General features: G+C 61.5%; 14 protein-coding genes and 1 pseudogene. 11 read left to right on the top strand and 4 right to left on the bottom strand.

The features are described 5' to 3' along the window. Positions 1-95: 95 nt before the first annotated feature. Together FQ668_RS15270 and FQ668_RS15265 are read left to right on the top strand one after the other, a co-directional pair. Positions 96-809 (top strand): MgtC/SapB family protein, encoded by a 714-nt coding sequence (locus tag FQ668_RS15270; protein ID WP_019438605.1) that lies wholly within the window; start codon positions 96-98, stop codon positions 807-809. Between the two features lie 17 nt (positions 810-826). After that, on the top strand, positions 827-1,330 hold the full coding sequence (locus tag FQ668_RS15265; protein ID WP_019438606.1) for a GNAT family N-acetyltransferase: 504 nt from the start codon (positions 827-829) through the stop codon (positions 1,328-1,330). Positions 1,331-1,373: 43 nt separating this feature from the next. Here FQ668_RS15265 and FQ668_RS15260 read toward each other — a convergent pair whose 3' ends face one another. Beyond that, the gene (locus FQ668_RS15260; protein ID WP_019438607.1) at positions 1,374-2,942 is read right to left on the bottom strand and encodes a sensor domain-containing diguanylate cyclase; all 1,569 of its coding nucleotides are present in this window, start codon (positions 2,940-2,942) and stop codon (positions 1,374-1,376) included. A 152-nt stretch (positions 2,943-3,094) separates the two neighbouring features. Here FQ668_RS15260 and FQ668_RS15255 point away from each other — a divergent pair, with 152 nt between their 5' ends. Together FQ668_RS15255 and FQ668_RS15250 are read left to right on the top strand one after the other, a co-directional pair. After that, positions 3,095-3,595, top strand: coding sequence for a DUF4142 domain-containing protein (locus tag FQ668_RS15255; protein ID WP_019438608.1), 501 nt, complete (start codon positions 3,095-3,097; stop codon positions 3,593-3,595). Positions 3,596-3,603: 8 nt separating this feature from the next. Beyond that, a complete protein-coding gene (locus FQ668_RS15250) occupies positions 3,604-3,855 on the top strand; it encodes a hypothetical protein (RefSeq protein ID WP_004374436.1) in 252 nt (83 codons plus the stop codon). Between the two features lie 91 nt (positions 3,856-3,946). Here FQ668_RS15250 and FQ668_RS29015 read toward each other — a convergent pair whose 3' ends face one another. Together FQ668_RS29015 and FQ668_RS15245 are read right to left on the bottom strand one after the other, a co-directional pair. Beyond that, the gene (locus tag FQ668_RS29015) at positions 3,947-4,111 is read right to left on the bottom strand and encodes a DUF6021 family protein (RefSeq protein ID WP_010954124.1); all 165 of its coding nucleotides are present in this window, start codon (positions 4,109-4,111) and stop codon (positions 3,947-3,949) included. 55 nt (positions 4,112-4,166) lie between these two features. Then, positions 4,167-5,153, bottom strand: coding sequence for a DNA-binding protein (locus tag FQ668_RS15245; protein WP_019438609.1), 987 nt, complete (start codon positions 5,151-5,153; stop codon positions 4,167-4,169). Positions 5,154-5,384: 231 nt separating this feature from the next. Here FQ668_RS15245 and FQ668_RS15240 point away from each other — a divergent pair. Then, positions 5,385-5,522 (top strand): annotated as a pseudogene (locus FQ668_RS15240) (phosphoribosyltransferase); the annotation flags it as partial. Between the two features lie 293 nt (positions 5,523-5,815). Here FQ668_RS15240 and FQ668_RS15235 read toward each other — a convergent pair. After that, positions 5,816-6,622 (bottom strand): membrane protein, encoded by an 807-nt coding sequence (locus FQ668_RS15235; protein ID WP_033724985.1) that lies wholly within the window; start codon positions 6,620-6,622, stop codon positions 5,816-5,818. A gap of 656 nt (positions 6,623-7,278) precedes the next feature. Between FQ668_RS15235 and FQ668_RS15230 the strand changes: the two genes are divergently transcribed. The 6 genes from FQ668_RS15230 to FQ668_RS15205 all read left to right on the top strand — a co-directional run bounded on the left by FQ668_RS15230 (position 7,279) and on the right by FQ668_RS15205 (position 13,506). Next, a complete protein-coding gene (locus tag FQ668_RS15230) occupies positions 7,279-8,304 on the top strand; it encodes an ABC transporter substrate-binding protein (protein WP_019438611.1) in 1,026 nt (341 codons plus the stop codon). A 38-nt stretch (positions 8,305-8,342) separates the two neighbouring features. After that, positions 8,343-9,368, top strand: a complete 1,026-nt coding sequence (locus FQ668_RS15225; protein ID WP_019438612.1) for an aromatic ring-hydroxylating dioxygenase subunit alpha — start codon at positions 8,343-8,345, stop codon at positions 9,366-9,368. Between the two features lie 65 nt (positions 9,369-9,433). Then, on the top strand, positions 9,434-10,282 hold the full coding sequence (locus FQ668_RS15220) for an ABC transporter ATP-binding protein (RefSeq protein WP_019438613.1): 849 nt from the start codon (positions 9,434-9,436) through the stop codon (positions 10,280-10,282). Positions 10,283-10,367: 85 nt separating this feature from the next. Beyond that, on the top strand, positions 10,368-11,096 hold the full coding sequence (locus FQ668_RS15215) for an ABC transporter permease (RefSeq protein ID WP_014590982.1): 729 nt from the start codon (positions 10,368-10,370) through the stop codon (positions 11,094-11,096). A gap of 38 nt (positions 11,097-11,134) precedes the next feature. Continuing rightward, the gene (locus tag FQ668_RS15210; RefSeq protein WP_144180396.1) at positions 11,135-12,565 is read left to right on the top strand and encodes an amidohydrolase family protein; all 1,431 of its coding nucleotides are present in this window, start codon (positions 11,135-11,137) and stop codon (positions 12,563-12,565) included. Further along, entirely contained in the window at positions 12,562-13,506 is a 945-nt protein-coding gene (locus tag FQ668_RS15205) for a PDR/VanB family oxidoreductase (RefSeq protein WP_019438614.1), read from the top strand. Before FQ668_RS15210 ends, FQ668_RS15205 begins: the two co-directional genes overlap by 4 nt. Positions 13,507-13,552 lie beyond the last annotated feature (46 nt).

Below are 13,552 nucleotides of genomic sequence, written 5' to 3'. Positions count from 1 at the left end.
CTTCCCTCCTCGTGGTCCTGCGCAATTTTCTGGTTATTTCAACCGCGCCAACTGATGGCGTTCATGCGGGCGTGTGCCTGCGGAAGAGGTTTGCTATGGATTGGAAAGTATTTCTGCTGCGCGTCAGCATTGCCCTGGTGCTGGGGGCGCTGATCGGTGCCGAGCGGCAATTGCGCCAACGCCTGACCGGGCTGCGCACCAATGCGCTGGTCAGTACCGGTGCCTGCCTGTTCGTATTGATGACCCAGGCGGTGCCAGGCATGGCTCCTGCCGATGCGTCGCGCGTCGCAGCCTATGTGGTGTCGGGCATCGGCTTTCTCGGCGGTGGTGTCATCATGCGCGATGGTTTCAATGTACGTGGCCTGAACACCGCAGCCACCTTGTGGTGCACGGCTGCGGTCGGCGTGCTGTGCAGCCTCGGGCTGATGATGGAGGCGGCGCTGGGTAGCCTGGTGGTGCTCTGCGCCAACATCTTGTTGCGTGACATCGCCCAGCGCCTCGACCGTCAGGACGTGGTGCCGGCCAACGAGGTGGAACAGCACTTCGAAGTCCGTATCGTCTGCCGCGGCGAGGATGAGATCCAGGTGCGTAGCCTGATGTTGCATAGCCTGGGCGATCCACAACTGCGCCTGCAGTCGTTGCAGAGCCAGGACCTGGAAAATCCTGCGCGCCTGGAAGTGCGCGCCGAGCTGTTGGGCACCGCGCAGGCGCCGGCGCAACTGGAGCGCCTGGTCAGCAGGGTCAGCCTGGAGAAAGGTGTAAGCTCGGTGCGCTGGCAATTACAGCCGCAGGTGCTGGCGACGGATTAGAACGACAGGAGTGACTCATGCTTATCCGCCCTACCCTTGAGCGAGACATCACGTGGCTACCGGACGTCGAGCGCTCGGCAGCCCGGGCTTTTGTCAGTTGGCCGGCACTGGCCTGGCTGGCGCAAGGCGAAGTCATGGATTGCGCGACGCACAGGGCTTTCGTCGAGGCAGGTGGTAGTTGGGTGGCGCAGGATCCAGCTGGGCGCATTGTGGGTTTTGCCTGCGCCCGGCTGGCGGATCAGGCATTGCACCTTCATGAAATATCGGTGTGCCAGGAGGCCCAGGGGCAAGGCGTCGGGCGCCGGTTGCTGCAGCAAGTGGTCGATGCAGGCCGCTGCGCCGGTGTAGGCGAGCTGACGCTGACCACCTTTGTGGATGTGCCTTGGAATGCGCCGTTCTATGCACGTTTCGGGTTCGAGATGCTTCAGGAAAGCCGGCTTTGCGAACGACTCCAGAGCATCCTCGCAAGCGAGCATGCTCACGGTCTCAGCGGGCGTTGTGCAATGCGTCTGGGGCTTTAGCGTTTCATCGCGACGCATGGCGCCCCCGCGCTCTCCAGCCAGGTCAGCAACCCTGCCCCGCCGCCACACTACCCGCCACGCAATACCCGTCCCGCCCCTGCTGTTTGGCCTGGTACAAGGCCCCATCTGCCGCCGCGACCAGCGCCTCGGCAGTGCCCCCCTCCCGCGCCAGGTCGACCACCGCGATCCCGGCACTGAACGACACCCTTCCCAACGGGCTCGCGGCATGTTCCAGCGCCTGTCGGCGCAACAGCTGCTGTAACTCCTGCACCAGCAGTTCCGCGCCGCGGCCATCGGTATCGGGCAGCAACAGCGTAAATTCCTCCCCACCATAGCGCACTGCCAGATCGGCCGGCCGTTTCAAGGCCTGTTGCAGCACCTCGGCAAAGCGTCGCAAGCACTGGTCGCCAGCCGGGTGTCCGTAGTGGTCGTTGTAGGCCTTGAAGTAATCCAGGTCTAGCATCACCAGTGCCAGGGGGTAGCCTTGGCGCCGTGCACGGCGCAGTTCAGGTTCGAACACGCCATCCAGCCGCCGACGGTTACCCAGCCCTGTAAGGCTGTCGGTCAAGGCCAACGCTTTCAGCGTCTGGTGCGCCTGGAGCAGCGCCCGCTCGATCACGATCCGCTCGCGCAGTTGGCGCAGCACCACACCGCCAAACGCTGCCAGCCCCACCAGCAACAGCAGCAAGACCGCCACCGACTTGATCGCATCGTACCGCCAGGGCGCGACAATGGATTCACGCGACAGCCCCGCCTCCACGACCAATGGATAGCTGGACAACGCGCGATAGCCATACAGCCGAGGTGTACCATCGACTACCGCTACCGCCTCGGCTACCCCTTCTGTGGCGTATGGCAAGTGGTTGCGGAAGATCTCACTGTTGGCGAGACTGCGGCCTATTACCTGTTCCACGAACGGGCGCCGTACCAGGAGGGTGCCGTCGCGCTTGGCCAGCACCAGCGCGCCGCGCTCGTCGATCTTGAAGTCCCCGTAGTAACGTACGAACCACTCCACTTTGATGGTGCCGAGCAGTACACCGGCGAAGCTGCCGTCGGCATACTCCAGGCGCCTCGAAATAGGAATGATCAGGTCGCCGGTGGAGCGGCTGCGCACCACCGAACTGATATGTACACCAGGGTCGGTATGGCTGCGGTGATAGACGAAGTAGTCCCGGTCGGCGTTATTGGCGTTGGGCGGGATGGCCGCCTGATCAGTGACGACCCAGCTGCCGTCCGGGCCGTAAACGAAAAGCCCGTGCAACTGCGGCATGATGCTTTTTTGCTGCGCCAGCAAGGCATGCAGGCGCGGCCGGTCGATGTGATCGAAACCATCGCCTTCCAGGCGCTCGGCCAAGGCCGCGGTAATGACGTCGACCTGGCGGATAGCGTCCTCGGCGTGCTGTGCCGTGGCCCGAGCCAGGTTGCTGACCATGTTCTCGGCGTTGTTATAGGCAAAACGGTAGTCACGCCAGATGCGCCAGCCCTCCACCAGCACGAATGCCAGCATCACAACCAGCATGAACGCCAGTACCAGACGGAACAGCGCCACGGCGCGGTCCTCGCCACTTATGGCGAAAACCCCGTCGTCATACTGTTTCCGGGCTGCGCACATTGGAATCCCTGACCATACCGCGTTCGCCGCCTTTTACTATAGTTCAGCGTCGAATATCGGAACCGGCGGCAAAAAAGATTAAACCTTTGCCACGCCTTCACCCTCAACCGTACGCGACACTGAGGTCGCGCCACGGTTTAAAGGAGTGAAGCATGAATAGCCTCTTCATCAAACGCATCGGTTTTTCCATGGTGCTGGGCCTGGCATCGGTGCACGCAATGGCCGCGACTTCCGATGATTTCGTCGAAGCGGCCACCGAGGCCGGCATTGCCGAAGTGGTGACCGGCAATCTGGCTCAGGAGAAAAGCCAGAACGCCGAGATCAAGGCGTTTGCCCAGCAAATGGTCACCGACCACACCCAGGCCAATCAGAAACTCGGCGACATTGCCCGCAAGCTGGACATTTCCGTGCCGGATGAGGCCGCCATGACCGACAAGGTCAAGAAAATGATCCTGGAATGGCGCGATGAGTCCTTCGACAAGTCGTACCTCAACAACCAGGTAGACGCTCACGAAAAAGCGGTGGAGCTGTTCAAGAAGGAGGCTGCATCGTCCGATAAGGCTGAACTGAAGGCCTTTGCCAGCGAAACGTTGCCCAAACTCGAACAGCACCTGGAGCATGCCAAGGCACTTCAGTCCAAGCACGGCAAGTGAGGTCGCACATGAGTAACGATGCATTGAAGACCGAAGTACTTACCCGTCTGCTGCATGCGCACCCCGAAGGGCTAGGCAAGGAAGTGCTGGACAACTACCGCGGCGAAAAGGCGGTGGCCGGCATGCTCAAGACGCTGCAAGAAGCCGGTCTGATTCACGACGGTAGCGTGGCGGTGAGCAGTGATCATCAGATCAGCGTGCACTACCCGATCAAGCTGTCGGCGGCGGGCGTAGAGGCCGCCAGGCGCGCTGAAGGCTGACAGTCGTCTGTGGTGACCGTCGCCGGCAAGTCGGTTCCCAAGGGATCGCATATGGCTTGCCGGCGACGAGACCAGTAATCAAGGCAGTGGTTTACTCCTTTTTCTCAATGTCTCTAGGCGGTTTGGCCGGCCCCTGTGGGTCTACTTGAGGGTCTTCGGCATCCGGGGAGTCGGGGTCGAAACCAAGGTCTGCCTTTTTATCGGCCTGCTCGGCCGAGTGAGGCCCCTCTTTGTGTGGTGGTTGAGATCCAGGCATGGCGTTGTCTCCGGTGAGTGTCTAAGGAAGAAACCACCCGCCAGGAAAAGTTTGATTAATCTGCAACCGAGGCCAATTGCGCCCGACACTGCGCCAGCGCCTCGTCGCGTGCCTTCAACTGTTCCTCAAGCCACTGCAACTGCCGCGCCTGCTCGGCGCACACGTCGCGCCTGGCTTCAAGGCTCTGGGCTTGCACATCCAGCTGCCGGCGCATCTCTTCGCTGGCGCCTTGTGCCTGGGCCAGGATCGTGCGCAGCCCCTGGATCTGCGCATCGCGTTGTTCCAGCAACTCATCCTGCGCCCGGCATTCACTGGCCGCCTGACGATGCTCTCCCAGCAACCGCTCATTGTCACGGTGCAAGCGGGTAAGTTCGTCCTGCTTGACGATCATGCCCTGCTGCATCTGACGTAATTCCACCTGCATCTGCTGCAACTGCGCTTCGTGGCGGCGCTGTTCCTGCTCACGCTGTTCGCGGCTGGCATTGCGGTAGTGCTCCAAGGCGTCGCGGGCATGGCGGTGCTTGTCCTCCAGCGACTTGACCTGCTCGTCCTTGTCAGCCAGGCGCACCTGCAACTCACCCAGCGACTGGTTGAGGCTGGCACTGCGCAGCTGTTCGGCCTGCAGCGTGCTTTGCGTGGACAGCAGTTTTTCGGTCTCTGCGGCCAATGCTGCTGCATCGATCTTGTGTTGCTGATGCGCTGCGGCCAGTGCCTGCCGGGCGATTTCCAGCTGCGCCTCAAGCTGCTCGCGCTGTTGCGTGAATGTGCTCTCGGCCTGCTCGATCTTCAGGTCGGCCTCGTCCTGCAACTGCGTTGCCAGTTGCCCGACCAGGCGGCTCAGCACATCGCTCAGCGCGACCCCGCCTTCGGAAGCCACCGGCTGCTGGCCGTTCAGTTCCTTCAGGTAGCGGTGAATCGTGGTTTTGGAACCGGTATTTCCCAATTCGATACGGATGGCATCGATGCTGGGGTTCTCACCCCGGGCGATCAGTGCCTGACGCGCCTGTTGCACTACCACCTTGTTGATGCCGCCACGGGCCATGCTTGCTCCTACGATTTTGTACTGTGTTATGTAACATGTAATTACGTACCAATTATGGCGATAGAAAAACCCTCCTGCAAACATTTCCTCAGGTGAAATAATCACGGCTTATCGCATGTGATGCGCAAAACGGGCTTGTTTTCGATTCGATCACTTGGCTTTTATCAAGCCCACCTCAAGGTGCCCGGGTAGGCTCCCGAACAGAGTGATATCCAATAAACGAAAAACACCATGAATCGCCCCGCTCCTTCGAGGGTTCGCCTGTATGACGAAGACGATCTGGACAGTGTGCTGCGCTCGATGGCCCGCCAGGCCATAGCCTGCTTGCCTACGTCCGAAGTCGCGCTGGTAGGCATTCAGCGGATGGGGGGGCGTTGATTGCTTCAAGCCGTGACTGCACGCCCCTCCTCGGGCAACAGGACGAACTGCGCGAGGCAACGCTGCTCATCTGCAGGGGGGCAGCGCCCTCAGGCCGCTCACTTCCTGCATGGGCGTTTCGAACAGGGCCAGGCGGAACACCCATTGCGCTTCAGAAAGGCTGCGGCAATTCGCGTGCCGGGCAATCCCCAGTTGCTGGTCGGCTCTCGTCGATACAAACGCTTGATGAGTGAGGATCAACGGAGCCTGTACCAGATACTCAGTGGTACGTGTGAAACATCACATTAGAAATGCACCTTGATCAATGCACTCAACGCGTTCTGATCGGTCGGAAAACCGTGGCTGTCTTCGATGCCATATTTGTCGGACCAATAGTCCCACTCGATCCCGGCATAGAAACGTGCCGGCGCTTGCCCCATCGCCTTACCGACGTCGTACTTGATCTGGGGGTTGAAGTGGAAACTCTTGGCTACATAGTTCGAGGTACCCTTCGTGCCTACATCATTGACGTACCACTCCAGATAACCGTCGAACAAAATGTCTGAGCGCCCGAGCGGTATCGTCATCGCCCAGGTCGGGTTGATCTGCCACTGTCCAGACGCTTTACCGGTGATCCCATCGGGCTTGCGGTAGTAAGTGTTGAGTGAAAAACGATCAAACCCAGGTAGGTTCAGGTCAACAGCGGGCCCAAGCAGGTACTTTCGATTGCGCCCTTCTCCGCGCTCATAGGTGGCAGCGATCAACACATCCTTGACGATGCCATAGCTAAGACGGTGGCCGCTGATTTTGCCAAGCGACAGTCGCGGTGAAAACTCGCCGTAATAGGTGTAGCCATCGTTGCCGGACAAGCCGTTGGACCACTTGTTGTCGACGAACAAGAAGATGTCGCCCCATGTCCAGCCACTGGCGTGCTCGAAGGTGATGGTTTGCTGGATATCGTTGCCCGTGCCATCGACTTTATAACCGTGCCCGTAGAGGTAGCTTAGGCTGTTGTTGCTCCACATCAGCGGATTCGCCTGGGCACTACCAGTGGCCAGCGCGCAGAGTGGGACGACGCTGTGAGGCAGCCAGGAAAGAGCGTTCGGTTTCATGTGCATCCCTTGGGTCGTGATTGTTGGTTTTCGCCAGCAAGGGTATGCAGCAGCGGACGACCTCTCCTCTGGCCCCGGCTCATGCCGAGGCGCCACCCTTGCCGGGTGAGCGGCGCAAGGCCGCCAGAGCAATGTCCCATGCCATCTTTGGGCACTGACCGCTTCTACTCGAGTTAGCGCAAAGCAGGGCGCGTGCCAACTAATCGGATACACGTAATTTACTTATTGTGAGCAATCCTAAGCATCAATGAACACCATCCCCGCAGAACATTGCGCACTTTATTAGTGCTCAATCGGTACGGTCTGCACCTTCTCAACTCACGCGTCAATGCCGGCCCCCTCGGATGCGGGTCGCTACACCGCAAAGTCAGCGGCTTCATGAAATTGGCATGCTTCTGGCTTCTTGTACCTGCGAGTAGAAGCGGTCAGTGCCAGGCATGGCATGGGGCATTGCTCTTGCGTCCTTTGGGGCGTACATCCGAGCGGATGTTTGAACGAGGCTATGGCAGCCCCGGGCAAGAGAGCAATGTCAGTCGCCAGTTCAGGCCCTTTTGCTTCGCGACGCCATTCTCTTCCCACGTTCTCTCCGCCCGGCTCCTTCGCTGTCGCGCTATCAGGCGCACGGCGGTTTTTTGAATCGGGGTGAAGAACACATGATGAAAACGCGTTTTGCCTTGGCTCGCCCGTTACGCTCGCTGTTGGCAGCAGCGTTGCTCCCCACCACGCTGACGATCGCTCCCCTGGCGATCGCTGGCGACAAAGTCGTGTTGCTGACCTCTTGGTATGCTCAGGCCGAACAGGGCGGCTTCTACCAGGCACTGGCCGATGGGTTGTACGAAAAGGAAGGCCTGGATGTGTCCATCCGCATGGGGGGACCACAGGTCAATGGCATGCAACTGCTGGTCAGCAAGCAAGCTGATTTCATCGTCAACTATGACCTGCAGATTCTAAAAAGTGTCGAGCAAGGCTTGCCAGTGGTCGCAGTGGCTGCGCCCTTCCAGGGAGACCCGCAAGGGTTGATGACCCACGCGGACGTCAGCGGACTTGATGGGCTTGGCGGCAAGCCTGTGCTGGTGTCCACCTCGGGCCAGCAAACCTGGTGGCCTTGGCTGAAGGGTAAGTATCAATTGGCTGACAGCCAGGCGCGGCCTTACACCTTCAACCTGCAACCCTTCCTAGCCGACCCGCAAACCACACAGCAGGCGTATGCCAGCTCGGAACTGTTCCAGGCGATAAAGGCAGGCGTCACCCCTAACTTTTTCCTCTTCGCAGATGCCGGTTATCCACCCTACGGATCCACCGTGGTCACCCGTCAAGACATCATCGCTCAGCACCCGGAGCGGGTAGCAGGTTTCGTGCGCGCGTCCATGGAGGGTTGGAAGCGCTATCTGGATGACCCCAGCGCCGGCAATGCACTGATCAAGCGCGACAACCCCAACATGACAGATGAACTGCTGGCCTGGGGCGTCTCGACCCTCAAGCAGTATCGCCTGGTCACCGGTGGAGAGGCTGCAACCCAGGGGATCGGCACCATGAATGACAGCCGCTGGCAAGCGACGCGCGCCTTCATGGTCGAGGCGGGTCTGCTCGGTCCCGACGCACCGTGGCGCAACGCTTACACCACGCGCTTTGTGCAAGACCTGAAGGTACTCCCTGAGGCCGAGCAGGTCGGCAGCCGCTGAACACCATAACAAGCTCAACGCTGTGAGGAATCCTGATTATGTTGGTTACCAAACAACCGGTATTGCGCCGTTTCTGGTATGCCCTGCTCCCTATGACAGCCCTCGAAGACGGCCCCAAGCCATTCACCCTTCTGGGTGAAGCGCTGGTGTTGTGGAAGCGTCCCGATGGTACCCCGGTGGCAATGCAGGACCGCTGCTGCCACCGTACCGCCAAACTGTCCAAAGGCTTCGTCAGTGCTGAGGGCAATATCGCCTGCGGGTATCACGGCTGGGAATACGACTGCACCGGCACGTGCGTAAAGATCCCGCAGAACCCCACCGGCGCTATTCCTCCGGGTGCCGCGGTGAAGGCTTATCACTGCCAGGAAAAGTACGGCTATGCCTGGGTCAGCCTGGACGACCCGCTACAACCGATCCCTGAGTTCCCGGAAGACGGCACCCCCGGTTACCGACGCATCTTCCAGTTTTACGAAGAGTGGAAGACCAGCCCGCTGCGGGTCATGGAGAATTCCTTCGACAACTCGCATTTTTCCTTCGTGCACAAGGCCAATTTCGGCTTGTTCGACCAGCCGCAACCGGCCAGTTACGAATTTCGCGAAACCGATTATGGCTTCGAAGCCGAGACCCGCGTGCCGATCCGCAACCCCGAGGCAAGCTTCCGTATCACCGGTACGACCGAGCCGATCACCCAACGGCACCTGCTCAACCGCTATTACCTGCCCTTCTCTCGGCGCTTTGGCTGCATGTATCCGGACAGCGGCATCCATCACATCATCTACAACTGCGCCACGCCCATCGACGACAACCGACTGATGCTCGTGCAGTGGTTGTATCGCAACGACAGCGAAGACCAATGCTCAACCCAGGAACTGATCGACTGGGACGCGGCGATCACAGCCGAAGACCGCGACATCCTGGAAGCCACCGATCCTGACGCCTGTGTCGACACCCGCCGCAGGGTGGAACTGCACATGCCATCGGACAAGCCTGGGTTGGTTATTCGCCGGCAACTACTGGGTCTGCTTGAAGCCCATGGCGAGAGCGAAGTGTTCCTCAGCCACTGACACTTGCCCAACGCCCCGGTGCGCCGGGGCATTCACCACCGCTCATGACCCACGGGGGGAGCGCTATGTTGATGCAGACCCTATCCAAGGCCGACGTCCAGCCGCAGGCCCTGCCGAACACCATCGGTGTGGACACTCCTTTGTTCGCCAATCAGGTGGAAAAAACCTACAGCAATGGCACCCATGCCTTGAGCCGCGTGAAACTGGCGATCGAACGCGGCGAGTTCGTCTCGCTATTGGGTCCGTCGGGGTGTGGCAAAAGCACCCTGCTGAAAATGTTCGCCGGGCTCGAGCAGCCCTCTGCCGGCCATGTGCGCTGGTGGGGCAAGGATGCCCCGGGTACGGACCACCACGCAGGCACACCGGGGCGCAGTTTGGCCATGGTGTTCCAGGAAGCCACCCTGATGCCATGGGCCAAGGTGCACGACAACGTGCGATTGCCCCTGGACTTGGCCGGCGCCCCCAAGGCCCAGAGCCAGCACAAGGTGCAAGCCGCCCTGGAACTGGTGGGGCTGGGCAAGTTCGGCGACGTTTACCCGCGGGAGCTCTCCGGCGGTATGCAGATGCGCGCCTCCATTGCCCGGGCATTAGCCACCGAACCCAATCTGCTGCTGATGGACGAACCCTTCGGCGCCCTGGACGAGTTCACCCGCAACAAGCTCGATAGCGACCTGCGCCAGCTCTGGCTCCAGCGCGACCTGACGGTGGTATTCGTGACCCACAGCATCTTCGAGGCGGTGTACCTGTCTTCGCGGGTGATCGTGATGGGCGCGCGTCCCGGTCGAGTGATCGCCGATGTAATCATCGACGGCCCACTGGAACGCGACGAGACATACCGCACTTCACCGGCGTTCATCGAGCAATGCGCGCACCTGTCACGACTCTTGGCCCAGGCCAATGGCGACCCTTCCTGAGAGCATCATCATGAGCCGACCCTCTACTCCCTGGCTAAGCCACCCTTCTGTACTACGCATCGTTTCACCGCTACTGGTTGGCGCCTTGCTGCTCGGCGTCTGGCAACTGGCATGCATCGCCTGGAAAGTCCCGGTGTACCTGGTACCGTCACCAGCCGATATCGGCCGCACCCTGGCCGCCGATGGCCCGATGCTGCTGGGGGCACTGTGGATGACCCTGAAGATCACCTTCCTGTCATTCGCCCTCGCCGTTGTCATCGGCACGCTGGCGGCGTTCGTGTTCGTGCAGAGCCGCGTCGTGGAGGCCAGTCTGTTTCCCTACGCGATTCTGCTGCAGGTCACGCCGGTGGTGGCCATCGCACCGCTGATCATCATCTGGTGCAGCGACACGACCTTGGCGTTGGTGATCTGCGCCACGCTGGTGGCGATCTTCCCGATCATCGCCAACACCGTCCTGGGCCTGCGCAGCGTCAACCCGGGCCTGCTCAACCTGTTCCGCCTGAACCGCGCCAGCCGCTGGCAAGTGCTGTTGCGCTTGCGCATTCCCAGCGCCTTACCGTGCTTTTTCGCTGGCCTGCGCATCGCCAGCGGCTTGGCATTGATCGGCGCGGTGGTGGCCGAGTTCGTCGCCGGTACGGGTGGCACGGGCGCGGGCTTGGCGTATCAGATCCTGCAAGCGGGATTCCAGCTCAACATTCCCCGCCTATTCGCCGCCCTGGTGTTGATCGCCCTGACCGGCGTGGCGCTGTTCAGCCTGATGGCTTTGCTGGCGCGCTTGAGCCTGCGTCACTGGCACGAAAGCGAACTGGGCTGACTTCCATGCGAAACGCCGTCCTGCCTATGGAGACGAACATGAAACACACCAACAGCTGGCTGATCCGTAACGCCAGCGCCATCCTCACTGGCCTGCGCGGCGGCGCCGCGCGCCATGTGGGGCCGGACATCCGTATCACCCAGGGGCGTATCGCTGCCCTGGGCCCGCTGCAACCGTTACCAGGTGAGCAAGTGCTCGATGCCACCGATTGCGTGGTGTATCCAGGCTGGGTGAACACCCATCATCATCTGTTCCAGTCCTTGCTCAAGGGCATTCCCGCTGGCATCGACCAGAGCCTCGGTGCCTGGTTGGGGGCCGTACCCTATCGCTATCGCGGGCTGTTCGATGAGCACAGTTTTCGCTTGGCCGCTCGGGTCGGGCTGGTGGAACTGGCCCGCTCTGGCTGCAGCACGGTGGCCGACCATCATTACCTGTACTTGCCAGGCATGGCCTTCGACAGCGCACAGATCCTCTTCGAAGAAGCCGAGCGCCTGGGGCTGCGTTTCGTCCTTTGCCGGGGCGGCGCAACCCAGGTACGTCAGGCGGAAGGCCCCGCGACGGCCGGACCTGAGACCCTCAAACAGTACCTGGACGATGTTCAGCGCTTGGTGCAGGTCTACCATGATCCCGCCGATGATGCCTGGCGCCGTGTGGTAATGGCGCCGACCAGCCCCCCCTACTCCATGCCGCCCGAGCACCTGCGCGAGACCGCCCGCACCGCACGCCGCCTGGGCATCCGCCTGCACAGCCATCTGAGCGAAACCGTGGAGTACCAGAACGAAGTCCATGATCGCCACGGCCTCTCGCCCGTGGTGTTCTGCGCGGAGCAGGAATGGCTCGGGCCGGACGTGTGGTTCGCGCACCTGGTCAAGCTGAGCACCGAAGAATTCCAGCTGCTGGGCGCCACCGGCACCGGCATCGCCCACTGCCCCCAAAGCAATGGCCGGCTTGGCAGTGGTATCGCAGATATCGTTGCCATGGAGGCTGCAGGCATGTCGGTTTCGATCGGCGTGGATGGCGCTGCCTCCAACGAAGCCTGCGACATGATCAGCGAAGCCCACGCCGCCTGGCTGATGCAAAGGGCCAAGGCCGGCGAACGCGCCATGGCCCGCCATGCTGGCGGCGATCTGGAGGGCGGTGCGCATGTCGCCACCGTGGAGGACGTTGTGCGCTGGGGCACAGCAGGTGGCGCCCAGGTGCTGGGCCTGGACGCCATCGGCACGCTGCAGGTCGGCATGGCAGCGGACTTGGCGATCTATCGCCTCGATCAACCCCGCTACTTCGGTCTGCATGATCTGGGCATCGCGCCAGTGGTAGGCGGTGGCCGTCCGACGCTGCGGGCATTGCTGGTGGGCGGCCGCCTGAGCGTGGAAAACGATGCGCTTCCTGGCTTGGACCTCGCCGAACTGGGCAGCCAGGCACGCCAAGCTGTACTTCGTCTGCAACAGGCCGCGGGGGTACGCGCATGAGCTGGACGCCTCTGCAGGTGCGGGCCCTGCGCCTCGAAGCCGAAGACGTGCTGGGTGTGGAACTGGCCCCGCCGGGTCCAGCTCCCCTGCCCTTCGACTGGGCACCCGGTGCTCATGTGGACCTACGCCTGGGCAATGGCGTGGTACGCCAATACTCAGTGGTCAGCCTGCCCGAGGACGGTCATGTATACCTGGGCATCAAGCGCGAAAAAGCCTCCCGCGGCGGCTCGCAATGGCTGCACGAGCACCTGCGGCTGGGTGCCCGGGTGGAGGTGGGCCTGCCGCGCAACCTCTTTAGCCTGCAACCTGGCACAGGACAGGTCGTCTTGGTGGCCGCAGGCATAGGAATCACGCCACTGCTCGCCATGTACCGGCAATGCCAAGCTCAAGGTCGGTCGGTGCGCTTGCTGTTTTTCACCCGCGATGCCAAACAGGTGCCTTTTGTCCAGTACCTCGATGCGAATACCGAGGTTCATGCAGGCTTGCGCGCCCCGATGATCACCGGGTACCTGGAGGAACACTTGCCGGCCTGGGACGGCAGCGCAAGCCTCTATTGCTGTGGCCCTGCCGGTTTCATGGCGTGTGTCGAACACGTCGCGCTGGCAAGCGGCTGGCCAACCACGGCGCTTCACCGCGAACATTTCCAGGCCGCAGAACCCTCCTTGCACCTTGAGCGTCGCTGCACACTGGTGCTACAGCGCAGTCGCCTCCAGGTCGAGGTGCAACCGGGCGAAAGTTTGGTACAAGCAGCATCGCGGGCTGGCGTGGAGCTACCCGTGTCATGTGGGATGGGTATCTGCGGCGCCTGTGTCAGCCGGGTCATCGAGGGGGCGCCTGATCACCGCGACGAGTACCTCAGCGATGCCCAGCGCAACAGCGGAGAATGGATAACGCCCTGCGTATCGGGCTGCCACAGCGCCCGGTTGGTGCTGGACGTTTGACCATCGCCCGCAGCTGCCCGAAGGCCAACGGCTGCCGGCAGCTGCG

The organism is Pseudomonas sp. Kh14, assembly GCF_900291005.1.
Lineage (GTDB): Bacteria > Pseudomonadota > Gammaproteobacteria > Pseudomonadales > Pseudomonadaceae > Aquipseudomonas > Aquipseudomonas alloputida.
Note: the sequence above shows the minus strand (reverse complement) of the source record. Positions and strands in the feature narration are given on the sequence as shown.